19 protein-coding genes are annotated in these 20,750 nt (G+C 33.9%); 10 read left to right on the top strand and 9 right to left on the bottom strand.

Annotated features, from left to right (window positions below):
- The first annotated feature begins 65 nt into the window (after positions 1–65).
- A complete protein-coding gene (locus BUE22_RS02825; protein ID WP_073393640.1) occupies positions 66–581 on the top strand; it encodes a DUF421 domain-containing protein in 516 nt (171 codons plus the stop codon).
- Positions 582–750: 169 nt separating this feature from the next.
- On the opposite strand, the gene BUE22_RS02820 is transcribed toward BUE22_RS02825, so the two are convergent.
- The 4 genes from BUE22_RS02820 to hutH all read right to left on the bottom strand — a co-directional run bounded on the left by BUE22_RS02820 (position 751) and on the right by hutH (position 5,872).
- The gene (locus tag BUE22_RS02820; protein WP_073393639.1) at positions 751–2,148 is read right to left on the bottom strand and encodes an SMI1/KNR4 family protein; all 1,398 of its coding nucleotides are present in this window, start codon (positions 2,146–2,148) and stop codon (positions 751–753) included.
- Positions 2,149–2,297: 149 nt separating this feature from the next.
- Positions 2,298–3,632, bottom strand: a complete 1,335-nt coding sequence (locus BUE22_RS02815; RefSeq protein WP_073393638.1) for an inorganic phosphate transporter — start codon at positions 3,630–3,632, stop codon at positions 2,298–2,300.
- A 32-nt stretch (positions 3,633–3,664) separates the two neighbouring features.
- Positions 3,665–4,309: a DUF47 domain-containing protein gene (locus BUE22_RS02810; RefSeq protein ID WP_042564245.1), complete on the bottom strand. Its 645-nt coding sequence runs from the start codon at positions 4,307–4,309 to the stop codon at positions 3,665–3,667.
- 48 nt (positions 4,310–4,357) lie between these two features.
- A complete protein-coding gene (gene hutH / locus BUE22_RS02805; protein ID WP_073393637.1) occupies positions 4,358–5,872 on the bottom strand; it encodes a histidine ammonia-lyase in 1,515 nt (504 codons plus the stop codon).
- Between the two features lie 630 nt (positions 5,873–6,502).
- Here hutH and thrA point away from each other — a divergent pair.
- The 5 genes from thrA (at position 6,503) to BUE22_RS02780 (ending at position 13,395) form a co-directional block, all read left to right on the top strand.
- Complete coding sequence (gene thrA / locus BUE22_RS02800; RefSeq protein WP_073393636.1) at positions 6,503–8,950, top strand: bifunctional aspartate kinase/homoserine dehydrogenase I; 2,448 nt, start codon at positions 6,503–6,505, stop codon at positions 8,948–8,950.
- A 146-nt stretch (positions 8,951–9,096) separates the two neighbouring features.
- Positions 9,097–10,032: a homoserine kinase gene (locus BUE22_RS02795; RefSeq protein WP_073393635.1), complete on the top strand. Its 936-nt coding sequence runs from the start codon at positions 9,097–9,099 to the stop codon at positions 10,030–10,032.
- Positions 10,033–10,172: 140 nt separating this feature from the next.
- Positions 10,173–11,462 carry a threonine synthase gene (gene thrC, locus BUE22_RS02790; RefSeq protein WP_073393634.1) on the top strand — a complete coding sequence of 430 codons (1,290 nt, stop codon included), beginning with the start codon at positions 10,173–10,175 and terminating at the stop codon, positions 11,460–11,462.
- A 284-nt stretch (positions 11,463–11,746) separates the two neighbouring features.
- The gene (locus BUE22_RS02785) at positions 11,747–12,796 is read left to right on the top strand and encodes a DUF262 domain-containing protein (protein WP_073393633.1); all 1,050 of its coding nucleotides are present in this window, start codon (positions 11,747–11,749) and stop codon (positions 12,794–12,796) included.
- Between the two features lie 2 nt (positions 12,797–12,798).
- The gene (locus tag BUE22_RS02780; protein ID WP_073393632.1) at positions 12,799–13,395 is read left to right on the top strand and encodes a hypothetical protein; all 597 of its coding nucleotides are present in this window, start codon (positions 12,799–12,801) and stop codon (positions 13,393–13,395) included.
- 119 nt (positions 13,396–13,514) lie between these two features.
- Here the strand turns inward: BUE22_RS02780 and BUE22_RS02775 are convergent, their stop codons facing one another.
- Positions 13,515–13,898, bottom strand: a complete 384-nt coding sequence (locus BUE22_RS02775; protein WP_073393631.1) for a helix-turn-helix domain-containing protein — start codon at positions 13,896–13,898, stop codon at positions 13,515–13,517.
- 124 nt (positions 13,899–14,022) lie between these two features.
- On the opposite strand from BUE22_RS02775, the gene BUE22_RS23565 reads away from it, so the two are divergent.
- From BUE22_RS23565 to BUE22_RS02765, 3 genes are all read left to right on the top strand, one after another.
- Positions 14,023–14,244 carry a hypothetical protein gene (locus BUE22_RS23565; RefSeq protein WP_124020485.1) on the top strand — a complete coding sequence of 74 codons (222 nt, stop codon included), beginning with the start codon at positions 14,023–14,025 and terminating at the stop codon, positions 14,242–14,244.
- A 109-nt stretch (positions 14,245–14,353) separates the two neighbouring features.
- On the top strand, positions 14,354–14,905 hold the full coding sequence (locus BUE22_RS02770; RefSeq protein ID WP_073393630.1) for a HutD family protein: 552 nt from the start codon (positions 14,354–14,356) through the stop codon (positions 14,903–14,905).
- A gap of 174 nt (positions 14,906–15,079) precedes the next feature.
- Complete coding sequence (locus BUE22_RS02765) at positions 15,080–15,586, top strand: GNAT family N-acetyltransferase (protein WP_073393629.1); 507 nt, start codon at positions 15,080–15,082, stop codon at positions 15,584–15,586.
- 162 nt (positions 15,587–15,748) lie between these two features.
- Here the strand turns inward: BUE22_RS02765 and BUE22_RS02760 are convergent, their stop codons facing one another.
- Complete coding sequence (locus tag BUE22_RS02760) at positions 15,749–16,318, bottom strand: Crp/Fnr family transcriptional regulator (RefSeq protein ID WP_073393628.1); 570 nt, start codon at positions 16,316–16,318, stop codon at positions 15,749–15,751.
- Positions 16,319–16,555: 237 nt separating this feature from the next.
- Here BUE22_RS02760 and BUE22_RS02755 point away from each other — a divergent pair, with 237 nt between their 5' ends.
- Complete coding sequence (locus BUE22_RS02755) at positions 16,556–17,662, top strand: pectate lyase family protein (RefSeq protein ID WP_073393627.1); 1,107 nt, start codon at positions 16,556–16,558, stop codon at positions 17,660–17,662.
- A gap of 409 nt (positions 17,663–18,071) precedes the next feature.
- Here the strand turns inward: BUE22_RS02755 and BUE22_RS02750 are convergent, their stop codons facing one another.
- From BUE22_RS02750 to BUE22_RS02740, 3 genes are all read right to left on the bottom strand, one after another.
- Positions 18,072–18,455 carry a DUF3037 domain-containing protein gene (locus BUE22_RS02750; RefSeq protein ID WP_073393626.1) on the bottom strand — a complete coding sequence of 128 codons (384 nt, stop codon included), beginning with the start codon at positions 18,453–18,455 and terminating at the stop codon, positions 18,072–18,074.
- Positions 18,445–19,227: a HipA family kinase gene (locus BUE22_RS02745; RefSeq protein ID WP_073393624.1), complete on the bottom strand. Its 783-nt coding sequence runs from the start codon at positions 19,225–19,227 to the stop codon at positions 18,445–18,447. The genes BUE22_RS02750 and BUE22_RS02745 overlap by 11 nt, the downstream gene beginning before the upstream one ends.
- Before the next feature lie 363 nt (positions 19,228–19,590).
- Positions 19,591–20,439 carry an NAD(P)H-hydrate dehydratase gene (locus BUE22_RS02740; protein ID WP_073393622.1) on the bottom strand — a complete coding sequence of 283 codons (849 nt, stop codon included), beginning with the start codon at positions 20,437–20,439 and terminating at the stop codon, positions 19,591–19,593.
- Positions 20,440–20,750 lie beyond the last annotated feature (311 nt).

The raw sequence follows: 20,750 nt of genomic DNA, 5'->3' as shown, positions 1-20,750 counted from the left end.
ATTTAGCAGCTTTGTCAAAGTTTAAAACTTTGACAAAGCTTTTTTATTAACTTTAAATAAAAAATATGGTTTTCCCTTATTTAGACATTATTCTTAGAAGCACCGCTGTTTATTTTTTCATGACAATTGCACTTAGAATTTTCGGTAAAAAAGAACTTTCGCAATTAAATACGGCTGATATTATTCTGATTTTACTGATTAGCAACTCTGTTCAAAATGCCATGGTGGGACCCGATACAAGTCTTTGGGGAGGTTTGGTTGCGGCTTTGGTTTTGTTTGTAATCAACTTTGTTATAAAAAAACTTACGCACAAATACAAAGTGCTCAACGATTTACTTCTGGATAAACCCGAAATCCTGATTCACGACGGGAAACTTGATTTTAAAGCTTTAAGCAAATTAGACATTTCACACGACGAATTGAAAGAAGCGATGCGTGAGCATGGTTTAGAACATTATACCGATGTAAAGCTTTGTATGCTCGAAATTGACGGTACAATCAGTGTAATTTCTGAAGACAAAAAGAATCTGAAACAAACGCATTATAAAAGAAAGCACAATCATAAGAATTTTAGAAAATAAAATTTATTAAAATTCCAATATTTTTAAATTCCAAATTCCAACTGAAAAGATAAATTCAAGTAAAAAAAATCAAATAAAAAATTCCAAATTCCAACGCTTTGTGCTTTTCACATTTGCCTTGGAATTTGGAATTTAAAAATATTGGAATTTAGTTCTGAAACCCGCTTTTTTATTTCCAAAACTCAAACCATTTCTTTTCATTAATTACATCAATGTTAATGGTCTTTATAGTTGTAGTCGACAATCCAAATAACTTAAGATTTTGATTTAAATTGGATAAAATATAATCCTGCTCTTTCGGGAATTTCTCAGCAATCATCTTATAATGAACTAAAAGTTTTTTATCGTTTACTCCATTCACAGCCTGCAACGCCGCATGAATAACCTTATTTGAGCTATCTTGTAAACCTACTATAAAAGTATCGACATAGTCACTTTTATTTTCTAATTGCCCAAGTGAATAATATGCAGCCTTTTTTATTTCTTCATTTTCGTTATATACAAATGGAACAATAACAGCTCCGTAATCGAATTTCATTTCTTTCAGTAAATAAGTACAGAATCTAAAGGTTTCTTCATCGTTTATTCTGTCAATATTGTTTTTGATAAATTCTTTCCAATCATCACTTTTATCTTTTGCATACCAAAACACAAATTGAAACACAGATAAAACATCTTCTTTGGCAAAATCTGCCAAATAAGGATAAGCCCTATTATAGTTAAACTTAACAAGTACCTGAAGCAGTAGTTTTTTAATTTTACCACTACCCGATTTATACTGTTCTTCCAGAAAATCGAATTCGCCCGAATCTATTTTTTTCTTTTTTAAGATTCCATATAAACATTCTAATTTTGTCTCTTCATTATCCGTAGCAGCATAAACATTTAAAATATGCGACACAACACCGCCTAATGTATAATTGAATAGCTCAGTTTCTGTTTCATTTTCAGAAGTAATTTCATCAAGCCAGCGTTCGTACCAATCTAGAAAATTGGATTCAAAAACAAAAAATGGCTTTTGCAGATCTAAATCAATATTCACAATTCGGCCTTTAAATTCTCCGTTTAAAATAAGTCCATAATAATAAGTACAGCCTTGAGTACCAATAGGTAAAATACCTGCATATAATTTCCCTGATTCAGCATTAAAATCCTCGTCAGACAGATTTTCATTTTCATCAATATTTTTTGTCAAATCTTTCCAGAATTCATCGCTCATTTTTGGATTTAACTGACATTCTTCTTTTAAATATTTTTCGGGATTGGCAGAAATAAATTCTTCAACATTTTTCCCCAGAGGAAATATTCCATAACCGGGACCCGCAGCAGAATCCTGATAAGATATTCCGCCATTTCCAATATGCAGTAAAAACGTCTTATAACAGTCCGGAAGAGAAAGATTGTAATCACTTTCAAATTGTAAAACATCGTTAACATCTGCCGTTTTATCTACAACATATTTATGACTATCGGCACCAAATACTTTTAAATCTTTATCGGTATTTTTTGCTATAACCAACTTCTTTTTTATTCTCTCTATTTGATCTGAAGTTTTTTGATCTATCATAATGAATTTTGAATTTGTATCAAATATATTACTTTATAAGTATTGAAAAGATGTTCAACAAACAAAAAAAAGCCGCTTTCGAATTGAAAGCGGCTTACTATATTTTGACAAATGTGATGATTACTCTCTCACATTTTATATTAATCTGTTTACGAAATAAATAAACTTAAAACAAAGTAAACCAATCCTGCTAAAATAGCCGAAATAGGAATTGTTAATATCCAAGCCCAAATTAAACTTACTGTTACCCCCCAACGAACGGCAGATACACGTTTTGTTAATCCAACCCCGATGATAGAACCTGTAATCGTGTGGGTTGTACTTACTGGTATTTTTAAGTGTTCTGTAAAATACAATGTTAAAGCTCCTGCAGTTTCAGCAGCAACTCCTTCAAATGAAGTTACTTTTGTGATTTTAGAACCCATTGTTTTTACAATTTTCCATCCTCCGCTTAATGTTCCTGCAGCAATTGCAGAATAACATGCTAACGGAATCCAGCCTGGCATTACACCTTTAACACCTAAATCATCATTTGGTAAAACAACATCTAACCAGGAAGCCATATGAACTCCAGGATTTGTATGGATATAAACGGCTACAGCAGCAGCAATAATACCCATTACTTTTTGTGAATCATTTCCTCCGTGTCCTAAACTAAAAGCAGCAGAAGAAAGTAATTGCATTTTTTTCAAAGCAGCATCTGCCTGATGTAGATTTAAACTACTGAAAATTAAACAAAAAGCACTTACCGTTAAGATAATAAAAGCAACTAAAAACCATTTAATATTGTGCGGATCAAAAGCTACACTCCAAAAATGAGAGTCAAAACGAGGTTTATCAATTTCTGAATATGGAACCATTAAACTGCTTACAACCCAAATTGTAGCAATCATTAAAGCAACAGTAAATATCTTAGGAAAAATACTTTTACGAGAAGCATTTAATAACCATATCGAAATTAAATAAGAAGCAAATGCTCCCAATAATGGTGCTAAAACAATAAAAGCAATAATGATAATAACGCCCGAAGGCATTCCGCCATCTTTTCCGGCCTTATACCAGCTTACGATTTCATACCAATAATGAGTAGCTCCATCTTCGCCAATATAACCTGAAAAACCGTGTACAGCGATCGCATGAGCAACTGCTGCTCCTGCAAAACCACCAATTAAAGTATGTGAAGAACTTGAAGGAATTCCTAACCACCAGGTTAATAAATTCCAGCAAATAGCTGCAATTACACCGGCAAGAATTACAACAAGGTTGATTTCCATAGTGTGCGCTGTTTTGGCAACAGTATCTGCAACACCAAATCCGAAAACCCAATAAGCTAAAAAGTTAAAAAATGCTGCCCAAAGTACGGCCTGAAAAGGCGTAAGTACTTTTGTTGCAACAACGGTTGCTATAGCATTTGCTGCATCATGAAAACCGTTGATGTAATCAAAAATTAAGGCTAATACTATAATAATTATAAGTAGCGTCATAAATTATAACTTCAGAATGAAATAAATTGAATTTAAGAATGTTTTACAGAAATAGATTCCAGTATGTTTGCAACGCTCTTACATTTATCTGTCGCTGATTCTAAAACAGATAACACTTCTTTATATTTAATAATATTTTTAGCGTCTGTTTCGTTCTCAAAAATTTCAAAAACTGCTTTGTTATAAACGTTATCTGATTTATTTTCCAACTTATTAATTCTGGCGCAAGCCTCCTTAATAATATTCATGTTTTTCAAATTGCTCAACTCTTTTACAGCGCTGTCAATGTTTTGACAAGCTTCAAGGTTGATTTCAGTCATTTTTCTGATTGATTTTGTAATTTTATCAACCTGATACAATCTCATTCTGCTCGCCGCACCATGCAAATAATCGGCAACGTTATCAATAGAAGTAATAAGCGTGTGAATATCCTCTCTATCAAATGGAGTAATGAAATTTCTACTCAATTCAAGATTGGTTTGACGTGTAATGTCTTCTCCTCTTTGCTCTAACTCATCAATTTTTTGAAAAAGAACTTCTCTTTCTTTCAATGGAAGATTTACAGCTTCGTGTAAATTAGAAGCTAATTCAATTAAATTGCTTGAAGCCTCTTCAAAAAGTGGAAAGAATTTCTTGTCTTTCGGCACTAAAAATTGGAAAATACTGTTTATTGACATTTTTATATTTTTGATAGTGCAAAATTACTTCAATATTATTCGGTAATGTTAAGCCATTGTTAACAAATCGTTTTCAATTTGGAAACTATCCAAAAACAAAACTGTCTTTTCAATGTCATAATGTAAGATTCTGTCTTCTTTTACCAAAGGCACAACTTCTCTGTAACTGCTCAAAAACATTTCGATGAAATCACTTGATTTTAAAGGCTCTCTGTAAGCAATTGCCTGCGATGCGTTCATTAATTCGATAGCCAGAATTCGCTCTAAATTATCTAAAATACGCAACGCTTTTGTAGCTCCGTTTGCGCCCATGCTTACGTGATCTTCCTGTCCGTTGCTCGACACAATACTATCAATGCTTGACGGTGTAGCCAATTGTTTATTTTGACTTGCAATGCTTGCAGCGGTATATTGCGGAATCATAAATCCTGAATTTAATCCCGGATTATCTACCAAAAATGCCGGAAGATTACGCAATCCCGAAATTAACTGATACGTTCTTCTTTCAGAAATGCTTCCTAATTCTGCCAAAGCAATTGCCATAAAATCTAAGGCTAAAGCCAACGGCTGTCCGTGGAAATTTCCTCCAGAGATAATTTGATCAGCTTCAATAAATATATTAGGATTATCGGTTACCGAATTAATTTCGGTTTTAAATACTTTTCGAACATAATCAATCGCATCTTTTGAAGCGCCGTGAACCTGAGGCATACAACGGAAAGAATACGGATCCTGAACGTGTTTTTTCTCCTGAGCGATAATTTCACTTCCTTCTAAAAACTCATTAACACGCTGTGCTGTAATAATTTGTCCTTTATGCGGACGAATAAAATGAATCAATTCGTTAAAAGGCTCGATTCTTCCATCAAAACCTTCTAAAGAAATGGTTCCGATTAAATCTGCCAAATACGAATATTTATATGCTTTAATCAAAATATGCGCTCCGTAAGCACTCATAAATTGAGTTCCGTTTAATAAAGCCAAACCTTCTTTTGACTGTAAAACAATTGGTTCCCAGTTAAAATGTTTCAAAACTTCGGCAGAAGCCATTTTTTTACCTTCAAAATAAACTTCTCCTTCTCCTAATAATGGCAAAGATAAATGTGCCAAAGGAGCTAAATCTCCAGATGCGCCAAGTGAACCTTGTGTATATATTACTGGTAGAATATCATTATTATAAAAATCAACCAAACGATTTACAGTTTGCAGCTGAATTCCTGAATGTCCGTAACTTAAAGACTGAATTTTAAGAAAAAGCATCATTTTTACAATCTCGGCAGGAACTTCTTCTCCCGTTCCGCAAGCATGCGATTTTACTAAATTCTCCTGAAGTTTTGATAAATTTTCATTTGAGATTTTCACACTATAAAGCGAACCAAAACCCGTATTGATTCCGTAAATAGGTTCTGAATGTGAAGCCATTTTTTTATCTAAATAATCACGGCATTTCTGAACATTTACTTTTGCTTCTTCAGACAATTCAAGCATTTTTTGGTTTACAATGATCTCTTGTAAATTTTCCAAAGTCAATGTTTCAGTACTTATATAATGGACTTCTCTCATGGTAATATTTATTTTAAGGCATCAAAATTCAGCAAATCAATATTAAAAAGCAACATTTGTTCATAATAATTAAAAATTAAACAATTTCAGTTTATTCCTTTTGCCTATTTCATAATCAAAATTGGTATTAAAACGGTCTTCTTCTTGATTTTGCATTATGAAACTTACATTTCAAAAAAAAGATTCCTATTTAACATATAGACTAAATTATGTGTTTTTCTTCTTTTCAAAACAAATAAATCAGTTCCTTACCGGTAACTATATTGTCAAAAGCACATTAAATATACGAATAAGGCAACTTTGAAGATCGAATCTTAACAAATGCTCAATATTGAAATTGATCTTTTGGAAATATTAAAATATTCGTAAAAAGGAAATAAAGATTTTTAACTTTTATAAAAAGCTGTACTTTTGAAAAATCAAAAATGAAAAGTAACAGCACAAAATATCAATCTACAATGACAACTCAAACAAGAGTTGCAATTGCTGTTACAACAACTTCTACTACAACAACTACCCCTTAGGGGTATACATTTTTACATATAATCCTGGTTATCTATACTTTTTTCATGAAAGAAGAAAGGCATTGGATACATAAAAACATTTGCAAAAAGAAAAAAAATCATCAAAATGAAAGTATTAAAATTTGGCGGAACTTCGGTTGCCAATGCTCAAAATATAAAACTCGTTCTCGAAATAATAAATCAAAAATCTAAAAATGATAAATTAGTTGTAGTTGTTTCTGCTTTAAGCAAAGTAACTGATTTATTGCAATTGGCAGCAGCAAAAGCCGCAGCTAATGACGAAAGTTTTAGGGAAATTGTTGCTGAAATAGAAAAAAAACACCTTGACACTTTAAAAGACCTGATTCCGGTAAGTGAGCAAAGTAGTTTGCTAAGCCACGTAAAAAGAATCATTAACCACTTAGAAACTTTATTAGACGGATGTTTTTTATTGGGCGAATTATCTCCAAGAACGGCTGATACCATTTTAAGTTTTGGAGAATTGCTTTCGTCATATATCATCGCACAGGCTTATCAGCAAATCAATAAAAATGTAGTTTATAAGGACAGCCGCGAGATCATCAAAACAAATGCTGATTTTGGAAAAGCCGCTGTAAACTTCGAAATATCAAACCAGTTGATTCAGGAATATTTCGATCTAAACGAATCACAAATCAATATTTTACCGGGTTTTATCGCCTTAACTCTTGACGGAATCACAACTACTCTTGGTCGTGGAGGTTCTGATTACACAGCAGCCATTATCGCCGGAGCTCTTGATGCTGAACAACTTGAAATCTGGACAGATGTAAACGGAATGTTTACTGCCAACCCAAAAATCGTAAAACAAGCACAGCCAATTGCTGCAATTTCGTATCAGGAAGCGATGGAATTATCGCATTTTGGTGCAAAAGTGTTGTATCCGCCAACAATTCAGCCTGTTTTAAGAAAAAATATTCCCATTTTAATTAAAAATACATTTGAACCTGAAGCCGAAGGAACTTTAATTTCCAGTCATGTTTCATCAAAAGATACAGTTGTAAAAGGAATTAGCCATATCGATCATATTTCGCTTGTAACACTTGAAGGTCCCGGAATGATTGGAGTTGCAGGCTCATCAAGACGTTTGTTTGAAGTATTGTCTCAGGAAAAAATCAACGTAATTTTTATCACTCAGGCTTCTTCTGAACATTCGATTTGTATCGGAATTTTAAATTCTGATGCTGAAAATGCCGAAGCTGCAATCAACAGAGCTTTTGAAGTGGAGATTCTTCAAAACAAGATTGATCCTGCCATTGTCGAAAAAGATCTTTGCATTATTGCTTTGGTGGGTGAAAACATGAAAAATCACCAGGGTTTAAGCGGAAGAATGTTTAGTACTTTAGGAAAAAACAACGTAAATATTCGTGCCATTGCGCAAGGTGCATCTGAACGTAATATTTCAACTGTAATCAACGAAAGAGACGTTAAAAAAGCGTTGAATACATTACACGAAAACTTCTTTGAAGAAAACACCAAACAGCTGAATTTGTTTGTAATGGGTGTTGGAAATGTGGGTGAAAAATTCATCGAGCAAATTCATACTCAAAAGAAATTTTTAAAAGATAATTTAAAGATAAATGTTCGCGTAATTGCTTTGTCAAACTCCAGAAAAATGCTTTTTGATGAAGACGGAATTTCTTTAAAAGAATGGCAGGCTGATTTAGATAAAGGTGAACCAGCCAATAAAGAAGCTTTTATCGAACGTGCCAAAGAACTGAATTTACGTAATAGTATTTTTGTAGATATTACAGCAAATGCAACGGTTTCTGAAACTTACGAGCAATTCTTAAAACAAAGTATTGCGGTTGTAACTTGCAATAAAATTGCCTGTTCATCTGCTTACGATAATTATAAAAAACTAAAAAGTTTATCACGCCAATACAACGCTCCGTTTTTGTTTGAAACGAATGTTGGTGCGGGATTACCAATTATAGATACTGTAAAAAACTTAATTGCCTCTGGCGATAAAGTGCATAAAATTCAGGCGGTTTTATCGGGAAGTTTAAACTTCATTTTCAATAATTTTGATGAGAAAAATTCTTTTCACGATGTTGTAAAAGAAGCCGGAGTTCAGGGATTTACAGAACCGGACCCAAAAATTGACTTAAGCGGAATTGACGTGGCACGTAAGATCCTGATTTTAATTCGCGAAAGCGGTTACGAAATGGATATCGACGCCATCGAAAACGAATCGTTCCTGCCTGCAGAATGTCTGGCAACAACAAACAACGATGACTTTTTTGCTTCGTTAACCAAACATGCGGAACATTTTGAAAACATTTATAAAGAAGCTTTAGCGAAAGATTCGAGATTGAAATACGTAGCGCAATTCGAAAACGGAAAAGCAAGCGTAGGCCTGCAATTCATCCCAAAAGATCATCCGTTTTACAATCTTGAAGGAAAAGACAATATCGTACTTTTCTACACAGATCGTTACGTAGATCAGCCGTTATTGATAAAAGGCGCCGGAGCCGGAGCTGCAGTTACGGCATCAGGAATTTTTGCGGATGTAATTCGCATTGGGAACGATTAGAAGGTACAAAGGTGCATAGTTACAAAGGTTCAAAGGTTTTTCTCTTTGTCGCTTTGAACCTCTGAACCTTCGAACCTAAAAATAAAAATATTCAGTAGCAAAAACCTCTGAACCTTTGAGCCTTTGCCACTTTGAACCTATAACAAATGACACAAATTAAACTATTTTGCCCGGCAACTATTGCGAATCTTTCGTGCGGATTTGACGTACTTGGACTTTGCTTAGACAATGCGGGCGATGAAATGATTGTTCGAAAAACAGAGCAAAAAGGCGTTCGTATTACTAAAATTGTAGGTGCTGATTTGCCTATGGAAACCGAGAAAAACGTTTCCGGAGTTGCGGCTTTGGCCATGTTAGAAGCCTATGAAAGCCATTTTAATACGATAGATTTTGGATTTGAAATCGAAATCTATAAAAATATCAAAGCCGGAAGCGGAATTGGAAGCAGCGCCGCAAGTTCTGCCGGAGCAGTTTTCGGAATTAATGAATTATTAGGACAACCGTATTCCCGCAAAGATTTGGTACAATTTGCCATGCAGGGCGAAAAACTAGCCAGCGGAAACGCGCATGCCGACAACGTTGCCCCTGCCCTTTTAGGCGGATTTACTTTGGTAAGAAGTTATGCTCCGCTTGATATTATCAGAATTGATAGTCCGGAGGAATTGTTTGCCACAGTCGTTCATCCACAAATTGAATTGAAAACATCTGATGCGCGTTCGGTATTGAAACAAACGGTTTCCTTAAAAAGCGCGATTATGCAATGGGGAAATGTGGGCGGATTAATTGCCGGTTTATATACCAAAGATTACGATTTGATTGGGCGTTCGCTTCATGACGAAATCGTTGAACCTTTAAGAAGCGTTTTGATTCCGGGTTTTGATTTAATCAAACAAACGGCTCTTGAAAACGGCGCTTTAGGTTCCGGAATTTCAGGTTCTGGTCCTTCGATTTTTGCTTTAAGCAGAGGAAAAAATACCGCCGACCAAATCGCCAAAGCCATAAGCGAAGTTTACGAAAAAATGAATTTGCCGTATGAAATTCACGTTTCGAAGATTAATCCGGATGGAGTTCGTGTTCTTTGAACGCCGTAAGCAATAGGCTTTAGGCAATAAGCTTAAAACTATTGCGGAAATATAAATAAGAAAAAATTAAAAAAGCAATAAGCTGAACGCACTAGGAAAAGCCTAATGCCTAATGCTTAAAGCTTAAAGCCAAAAAAAAAATGAAATACTATAGTTTAAACCATAATGCCCCGGAAGTTTCGTTTAAAGAAGCTGTTATACAAGGATTAGCGAGTGATAAAGGATTATATTTTCCGCAAAATATTACCCCTTTAAATCCGGCATTTTTTAATGTAATCGAAAATCTAACGCATCATAATATTGCTTATGATGTGATTCAGCAATTTGTAGGTGATGATATTCCGGAGGATCATTTAAGAGAAATTATTGCGGAGACTTTATCATTTGATTTTCCGGTTGTGGAAGTCGAAAAAGGCATTTATTCGTTAGAATTATTCCACGGACCAACAATGGCTTTTAAAGATGTTGGAGCGCGATTTATGTCACGTTGTCTTGCGTATTTTAATAAAGACAAAAAAGACAGTAAAAACACGGTTTTAGTAGCGACTTCGGGAGATACGGGCGGTGCGGTTGCAAGTGGATTTCTAGGCGTTGACGGTGTTGACGTTGTGATTTTATATCCGTCAGGAAAAGTGAGCGATATTCAGGAAAAACAATTGACGACTTTAGGACAAAACATTAAAGCCCTTGAAGTAGACGGCGTTTTTGATGATTGCCAGGATATGGTGAAAAAAGCGTTTTTAGATGAAACTTTAGCGCATAAAAACCTGACTTCGGCGAATTCTATAAATATTGCGCGTTGGCTGCCGCAAATGTTCTATTTTTTCTTTGCTTACAAAGCTTTGAAAAGCCAAAACAAACCGTTTGTTTTCTCTTGTCCAAGCGGGAATTTCGGGAATATCTGCGCCGGAATTATGGCAAAGAAATTAGGTTTGCCAATTGAACATTTCGTTGCTTCTACAAACGTAAACGATACCGTACCAAGATTTTTAGAAAATGGAAAATACGATCCAAAACCTTCTAAAGCGACAATTTCGAACGCTATGGACGTTGGAAACCCAAGTAACTTTATTAGAATTCAGGAATTATACAACAATGATTTAAAAGCTTTCGAAAAAGATTTCTCATCCTACAGTTATACCGATGAAGAAACGCTTGAAGCTTTAAAAAACATCTATAAAGCTGACGGTTACATCGCAGAACCACACGGTGCTGTTGGTTATTTAGGTTTGAAAAAAGAACTTCAAAAACACGAAAATGCGATTGGTGTTTTCTTAGAAACGGCGCATCCTATTAAATTCCTTGATGTCGTTGAGCCTGCTTTGGGAATTACACTTCCTATTCCGGAACAAATTGAAAGTGTTATTAATGAGGAGAAAGTTAGTGTGAAGATTTCTAGTTATGAGGAGTTGAAGACTTTCTTGGGGTAATCAATTATATCATATTAAACAAAACGACTGAGACTTATTTCAGTCGTTTTGTTTGAGTCAATTATTCTTTATAAAATATTCTTTAGATTTATTTTGTTTCAAAAAATAAAAAGAGAATTCTTCTATCTTAAGTTAGAAATTTAGTATAAAAAAAACATATATTTGAAAAGTAAGAAAACAAAACTTGTCTTATCTACCCGAATTTAGATATATATACGAAGATATGTTTAGCCTATAAACTAGTTGGTAGTAATTTTAGAAACATTAAAATAAAATAGAACAATATGGAAAAATTTCAACCTCAGATTTACAGAATTAATGATATCTTGAGTTGGTCAGAAAGAAAAGAATTAATCTTATCTCCTAAATTTCAACGAAGAACAGTTTGGAGTCCAAGAGGAAAATCGTATCTAATTGATTCTATTTTAAAAGGCTTTCCAATTCCTCCTTTCTTTATACGTGAAAAAATCTTAGTCCGTGAAAGAAAAACTGTTCGAGAAGTTGTTGATGGCCAACAGAGATTGAGAACAATTCTGGAATTTGTTGCTGATGGTTTCAGTGTCATGAAAATTCATAATGAAGAAGTTGCGAGTTTAAAGTATTCACAATTACCTGAAGAATTACAACAAATAATTTTATCGTATCCATTATCCGTTAATACTTTAATTGGAACCGATGATTCCACTGTTTTTGATATTTTTTCAAGATTAAACGCATATTCAGTTCCTCTCAATGACCAAGAAAAATTAAATGCATTATATGTCGGTGTATTTAAACAATTCATAGATAAACTTTCAAAAAATCAATTGATATATTGGGAGGAAAATAAAATTATTTCTAAAAGCCAAATTGGTAGAATGAAAGAAGTTGAATTTACTGCAGAACTAGTATGTGCAATGCTCTTTGGAATACAAAATGGGAAGAAAATAATTCGAGATTCATACAAAAAATATGACGATGAATTTGTCAATACAGAAATATTAGAAGAAAGATTTGCTCAAACACTGGAAGAATGCAAAATTCTATTAGATGATAATATTAAAGAATTGGAATTTAAAAGAATGCCCTTATTTTATTCTGTATTTACAGCTTTATACGATTTAAAATATGGTTTTGGTGATTTGGAAGCAAATACAGGAAATGAAATGAATTTAGAAAATCTTGCAGATGTTCAAACTGAACTTTACAAAATTAATTCAACAATAACTGGAGATGATGAATATGAAGAATATGAAGGCTTTAAAAATGCTTCAACCAGTAGTACAGATAAAATGACAAATAGAACGTATCGTCATGGGATTTTAAAAGAAATTATTAGACCTATATATTCTTAACTATGACATTGCAACAAGTTAGAAATAAATTTATAGCTACTATTACAGAATCACGAGACTTATATACTCATTGTCTAAGTCCGGTTGGCTTACATACTGATAGTGGTGTTGAAGCTGCTTTTATACAATTGCATAAAAATTGGGAAGTTTTTTTGGAAGAAATTCTTGTTTGTTTATTAAATGGCCAAACGGTTATAAATGGAGATCCAATAACTCCTAAACTGACTATTGGTGACAGAAATCTCATTCGAACTATTATATATCAAGATAAAAACTATATTGAGTGGACTGATGAAACTGCTGTAAAAAGAAGATTTGAAAGACATTTAAATACTCCAAACAGAATTATAAACACCTTAAATATAATTAGTACTGAATTAAAAGATCTAACAAAAGTTCGAAATTTTATTGCACATAGTTCAGGAACAGCAAAATTAAATTATGAAAATCTTGTCAGAGCGAGATTAGGAGGAAATCCTAATACAACAAGAGCTAGTTTTTTTTTAAAAGCGATTGATACCGATGATCCAACTCAAACATATTTTGACAAATATGTTGGGACTTTAGAAATTGCAGCAGAAAATATGATCGGATCATAAATTATTACTGTCAATAGCTCTTTTTGGCGTAATAACCCGGCTAGCCGAACATAAGAATAAAAAAAAGAGATCTTAAATTAAGATCTCTTTTTTTTATTAAAATATATGTTCAAAAACGTCTATTTCCCATTCAATAATTTCTCTAAATACTCAACTTTATCTTTTTCAGCTTGCACCAAACGTTCGTAAAGTTCAACTACTTTATCTAAAGGATTAAAAGTACAATTACAATTGTAAATTGCACTTTGATCTTGAAAAGTATTTCCAATAATGTTAAAAACCGCTTCTTCCGAAAAGTTTTTAATGGCTTCAACAGAAACTCCAAGAGCATTTGCTATCTCCATTAATTTTTGTTCGTCTACAGTTTCGCTGTTTTCAATAGCCGAAATGGTCTGTTGATTTGTTCCTATAGCCTGTGCCAGTGCTTCCTGTTTCATATCTTTAAGCTCTCTGATACGGCTTATATTTCTGCCGATATGTTTTGGTTTTATTGCTGTACTCATAATTCAAAGATATTTAAAATTCTTAAACGAAAATAAATTTCAGTAAAAAACAAACTGTTTTTGTAAGATACTATTTTCATAATTCATATAAATTGATAAATTCGGCTTTAGCCAAAAAACATAAATGATTTGGCTAAAGTTATTTTCTAGTGTAATTTTGTTTCTTCTCGTTAGCGTGAGTGCAATGTCATTAAGTCAAGGAGAAATCAAGAAAACAATTAGAAAAATTCGTTTTTATCAGCGTTTTCGCTTTAGCGAATCAGTAAAATCAGCGTCTAATTTTGACGCTGATAAAACAGATTTACTTCGTAAAAACGCGGATAAAAATAGATTTGATTTACACTAATTTTATTTTTTTAAGCTTAAATTAATGACAGTGAACTTGAGCATCCCACTTATGAACGCAAAGAGAAAGAACTTTCAAAATCTCGATATTCGTATTAAAAAAATTAAAAATGAACATACGCCTTTTTCCTAAAAAAGATTGTACAGCCGCTATTTGGAGCGGTGGATTTACATATGAATATCTGATATATCCCGAAACAGCAAGCTATGGCGATAGAGATTTTCTATTCAGAATAAGCAGTGCCACAATAGAGAAAGTGCCTTCGGAGTTTACTAAATTTAAGGGCTACTATCGATATTTGGTTATGCTTGATAACTTCTTAGATATAGAGGTTAACAATGAAAAAAAAGTATATGAAAAATATGAAATCATGGAATTTAATTCGGATGATGAAGTGACTTCTTATACAAAAGGTATTGATTTTAATTGGATGGTTTCTGAAAAAATAGGCCATCACAAACTGCAAATAACACAGCGTAATCAGAATTGTAATGCTCAAATGATACTTTTATTTTCTTTAGATACAACCCTTATTAAAATTAATGAGAAACTATACGATCTGGAACGGTATGATTTATTAGTGATTGAAAATCCAAAAAAGGAAAATATAAAGCTCGATTTTTCTAATGAATGTCTTTATGGAATATTGGAATCACTGTAGTTTTTGCAGTCGCAGAAAATATCTTTAATGCAATCAAAATCTCAAATTGACTTTAGCAAAAAACTCAATAATTTTGGCTAAAGCCATTTTTCAATATTGTAATTTTGTTCCGCCAGCTAAAGCAGGAAGCAATTCAAAATATTTAAAACAATATAATTACAGCATAAAAATTCCATGATTACAAAAGTAACATTACAAGATATTCCATCATTAACAGCCTTAATTAACTCAGCTTACAGAGGCGAAACTTCAAAAAAAGGCTGGACAACAGAAGCTCATTTATTAGAAGGAAAAAGAACAACCGAAGAAGAATTAACAGAAATCATTGCTGATCCTAAAAATACATTCCTGAAATATACCGAAAACGATCAAATTATTGGGTCGGTTTTATTGGTCGAGAAAGAACATCAATTGTATTTGGGAATGTTAACTGTTTCACCGGAATTACAAAATAGCGGAATCGGGAAAAAGTTATTAGCTGAAGGCGAAAAGCATGCTAAAACTCTGGGATTGTCGAGTATTATTATGACGGTAGTTTCGGTTCGTTCAGAGCTTATTGCGTGGTACAAACGCCACGGTTATGTTGAAACCGGAGAAAGAGAACCTTTTCCTGCAAGCGACATACATATTAATGTTTCTGATAAGCCTTTGGAGTTTATATATTTAGAGAAGCGCGTTTAAGTTTTTGCCACGAAGACACAAAGGCACTAAGTTTTTTTTAGCTGGTGCGCGATATGCTCGCAAAATCGCAGAGATGCAAAGTTTTTATTTTTCTTTGCGACTTCGCGAGATTTTACTTTCGCTGCTAAAAAGCTTAAAACCTTAGCATCTCAGCAACTTTCTTCAGCAACTTTTTTTAATCTTTGACAGAAATTCGTGTGAAACACCTAAATAGGATGATAAATTTTTATTGTTGATTTTATCAATCTTATGCGAATATCTTTCTACAAACTCCAAATACCGTTGTTTTGAGGTTTTGTTTAAAACATCTAAAAGTCTTTGTTGAATGTTGATGTTGGCTTTTTCTACCATAATAATATGAAACTGCACCAGCTTTGGTACTTGTTCAAACAAAAGTGCTTTGTTGGCTTTACTAATTACCAAAATCTCGCTATCTTCTATGGCCTTGATATTGTAGGTTGTAGGCTTTTGATGATAGAAACTTTCGAGATCGCACATCCATTCGTTTTCAAAAGAGAAGAAAATAACGCTTTCTCCTCCGCTGTCGTTTATAATGTAGGTTTTAAAAGCACCTTTTAAAATAAATCCTTCATAAGAACTGTTTGAGTCCTGAATTTGCAGGAATTCATTTTTCTTAAGTTTTATAAACTCGGTTTTTTCTATAATGCATTTCCATTCTTCTTCGGTTAAGTTAATTTTACGTTCAATGTTTAATCTGAGGGCTTTGTACATGTGTTTTTACTTTTATTCTTACTTGGGGGCGTAAGTATTTGAATGAATTAAAAAAAGATGTAATCGATTACGTAAAAATACTTCTTTTTGATATTTTTGTCTCTTAACAATTGTTAAAAAAACATTTTATCCGAAAAAAAATACAAAATATTGAACTTGTTCAACTTTTTTAAGAATTATTATAAGCAGATTTGTACTGTTAAATATTTTAACAAAAAACCCCAAACTTAAATTATTATGAAATTAAAATTAAATTTGTCAGTCTTGGTATTGGCACTTACTTTAGGTTTTACAAGTTGTAATACCGAAGAAATTGCTTCATCAACAGATGCAAGCGCTGTTGTTGAAACTACACCTGCTTCAGGTAATTTGACAGCAAAAATTGGAAATTGTGCACAGGTTCCGGGATGGGCTTCTCAAAATGGTGGTACAACCGGTGGTGGAAGTGCTGCTGAAACAACTGTAACTACTTATGCTCAATTGAAATCAGCTATCGAAAGCAGCTCTGTAAAGGTTATTAAAGTGAGCGGAACTATTACTGTTACAACCAGATTGTCTTTTCAAGATCAAACCGGTAAAACTATTTATGGTGCCAGCGGTGCAAAACTGGTTTCGACTAATCAAACCAAAGATGCTTCTGGAATCATTAACATCAAAAGATGTAAAAACATCATTATCAGAAACCTTATTTTTGAAGGCCCTGGTGCTTATGATACTGATGGTTGGGATAATGCAATTCTTGACGAATGTACAAATGTATGGGTTGACCACTGCGAATTCAGAGACGGTGTAGACGGAAACTTTGACATCAAAAACAAATCAGATTATATTTCTGTTACTTATTCTAAATTTCACTACCTAAAACCACCAAAAGCAGGAGGTTCAGGAGGATCAGATGATCACAGATATTCTAACTTAATTGGTTCAAGCGACGGTGCTACGGGAGATCGTGGAAAACTAAGAATTACTTTCGCTCGTTGCTGGTGGGCTCCGGGATGTAAAGAAAGAATGCCAAGAGTTCGTTTTGGAAAAGTGCATATCGTAAACAGTTTCTTTAACAGTACTGTGAGCAATAAATGTATCGCTGCAGGTTTTGAAGCTGATATTCGTGTAGAATCAAACGTTTTTGAGGGTGTAAAAACTCCTATTGATTTAATGACTGGTTATACGGCTGTTACAGCAGTTGATAACGTTTTCACTAATACATCTGGAAATCAGGCAGGAAGTAAAACCGCTTTTACACCTCCGTACACGATTGTAAAACTTGATAAAGCTGCTGTTAAAGCTGATGTTTCTGCAAATGCAGGACCAACTTTAGGCGGAAATGTTTGCGGATCGTTTTAATAAATTTTCATTTTTAAATTTCATAGTTTCAAATTCATCACTTGAAACTATGGTTTTAGAGAATGTGAGTTAGTTAGTTTAGTTTTGTCAAACCCTATAAGTGTAAATTCTTATAGGGTTTGACTTTTTTATTTTGTACAGAGTTTTTTTGTTTCACGCAGATTTTGCAGATTGAGCAGATTTAAATTGATTGAAATTTTATTATAAATCTGGGTATTTTTTTATCTGGTTTCATTATCTCCGCGAAGTTCGCTAACCTTTGTTTTTTGAATCGCGCAAAGTAGCAGTCCCGAGGCTTCGGGAGCAAAGTTTTTTAATTGATTGCGGATAAACTTTATGTTAGACGCACTGCTGTGCGTCTCTACAGAAAACCTTTGTGCCTTTGAACCTTTGTTGCTTTGAACCTCCTTTAAAGAACTAATTCTTCAAATAATCTCTGAATTGTTTTTTCTAAATCTTCGCACAAACCAGAATGTGGTCTTGATGTTTGAATTGCCGAACTGCGAATCGCGGTTAACCAACGAAAACGCGACGGAATATCCATTTCCCCAATTGGCCCACCATCTTTATCTCCGGCTGCGATTTTCTTTAATGCGGTAACATTGCAATGTAATTGCTCAATATCAAAGTCGTTTGAAAGTGTTTGAATTTTATCATCGTTGATGTGTGACAATACTTTTATAAATTTGGCTTTTTTGCAAAACAAAATGATTCCGATATTCAGGAATTCTTCGCGTTCTACTCTTGGTACTACACGAATTACGGCGTACTCATATAAGTGACTATCTTGCATTTTGAGCCTGATTTACAAAGATTTCGGAATTATTTAATCGGGTTTGCAAAAATTGTAGATATACATTTCGCAAGGTTTCCGGAGTTTCGTCGGTATCTTCCCATTGCAGCCATTCCAGAGGAATTGTGTTTACAATTTCTTCCAGAATTTCATTGGTTAAAAGTGCTTTAAATTCGGCATCAACTTCTTTTAAAAGTGAGGCTTGTGGCAATAAAACGTGATCTTTTATCAATGCAAACGGACTTTTGGCATGCTGTTCCCAATTGTTCCAGGAATGATGAAAATACAAACATGCTCCGTGATCGATTAGCCATAATTCTTTATGCCAAATCAACATATTGGTATTTTTGAAAGTTCTGTCAACATTCGTAATATAAGAATCCAGCCAAACAATTTGTGATGCTAATTTATCATCGACAGTTGTTACAACAGGATCAAAAGTTATTGCACCGGATAAAAAGTGAAGTGCCAGATTTAATCCCTGACTTCCTTGCAGTAAATCCTGAATTTCTTCGTCGGCTTCTGTTCTTCCAAAGGCTTCGTCGAGATTAGCGAAAACCAATTCCGGAAGATGTAGTTTTAAGGCTTTTGCAATTTGTCCGCCAACTAATTCGGCAATCAGGGCTTTTACGCCATGTCCGGCTCCTTTAAATTTTAAGACGTATTTAAAATCGTCGTCGGCTTCTGCCAAAGCGGGTAAGGAACCGCCTTCGCGTAATGGCGTTATATAACGGGTAACGTTTACGGATCTGAGATCGAAGTTGTTTTTCATATTTGTAAAATGAATTACAAACTTACGGATTTTGATTCTTATTTTTTTAACCGCAGAGATCACAAAGTTTTTTCGCAGAGTTCGCTAAGGTTAAATTCTAAGTTTGCTAGCTTTTGGAAGTTCGCAAAGCTTGATGTTTAACAATTTGCTGCCGTTTTTGTCATCTCGACGGAGGAGAGATCACACTAGAAGCTCCGCAAACTGAATCGACAATCTTTGTAGAGTTCCGTGTGTGATCTCTCCTCCGTCGAGATGACACAACTATGCCGAATTTTATTGACTATACTTTAATGTAAACTTTAGTTTATAGACAAAAGTTGATAGATAAGATTTCATTATCTAATTATCTAATTGTCCCATTCTCTAATTGTCTAATTCCAAAAAAGCTTTTCCTAAGTTCTTAATAATATCTGAGGCTGTAAACGATTGATATCCGGTTTTTGGCAACGCAATATCTGCCGTTAAACCATGGAGAAAAACGCCAAGTTTTGCGGCATACTTTGGCTCGTAGCCTTGTGCCAATAAACTGGTCAGGATTCCGGTTAGGGCGTCGCCGCTTCCTGCTGTTGCGAGTGCAGCGTTTCCGGTGGTGTTTTCGTAAATTTTACTTTGATTGATGATGTAGGTTGGTGCGCCTTTCATGACAATGATTACTTTGTATTTCTCTGAAAATGCAATTGTTTTTTGAAACTTTTCAGATTCTGAATTCCATTTGCCTATTAAGCGTTCGAGCTCTTTTGGATGTGGTGTCAGAATAGTGTTTTCGGGAACTAATTCGAGCCACGATTGGTTTTCTGATAAAATATTTAAGGCGTCGGCATCAAGAACTAAAAGCGCTTTGTTGATTCTTAAAAATTCGAATAGTGCTTTTTGTGTTCCTAACTCCTTCCCTATTCCGGGACCTATTCCGATAGCTTGCGGTGTTAACGGAAGATGAATATGTGTGATGAAATTGGTATTTTCGTCGGTGATAACCATAACTTCGGGAATGGAAATTTGAAGGATCTGATAACCGCATTTTGATGTAAAAGTGGTTACGAGTCCGCATCCTGTTTTTAAGCAGGATTTTGATGCGAGAACGGCTGCTCCGATTTTACCGTAACTTCCGGCAATAATTACGGCATGTCCCTGAAGTCCTTTATGTGTGTTAGGATTTACTGGCTTATATAATTGTAGAATTTCTTCTTTTGTAATTAAAAATGGATCTTTCATTTGGCTTATTATCTATTTTAATATTTTATTTTTAATTACTTATGGATTGTGGTTAATTGTAACGCGGATAAAACGGATTTACTTGGTAAAACGCGGATAAAAACGGATTTTTAAATTTGGTGACGCCTGTACATTCTGCCTTAATTTCAATAAGAAGAAAAAATTTAATGACTTAAAGTTACATAAAATTCGAATAAGAGAATGTTTCTTTTGAACGTAAATCCCTAGCCCAGATTGTAGAGGAAAGCCCGGAGTAAAAAAAGCAAAAGTTTCTTGTTCTAAAAAAGCGACCAACGGAAGCTCTTTTTGGA

This window comes from Flavobacterium pectinovorum, assembly GCF_900142715.1.
Classification (GTDB): domain Bacteria; phylum Bacteroidota; class Bacteroidia; order Flavobacteriales; family Flavobacteriaceae; genus Flavobacterium; species Flavobacterium pectinovorum.
This window is presented reverse-complemented; position numbering and strand designations above follow the sequence as displayed.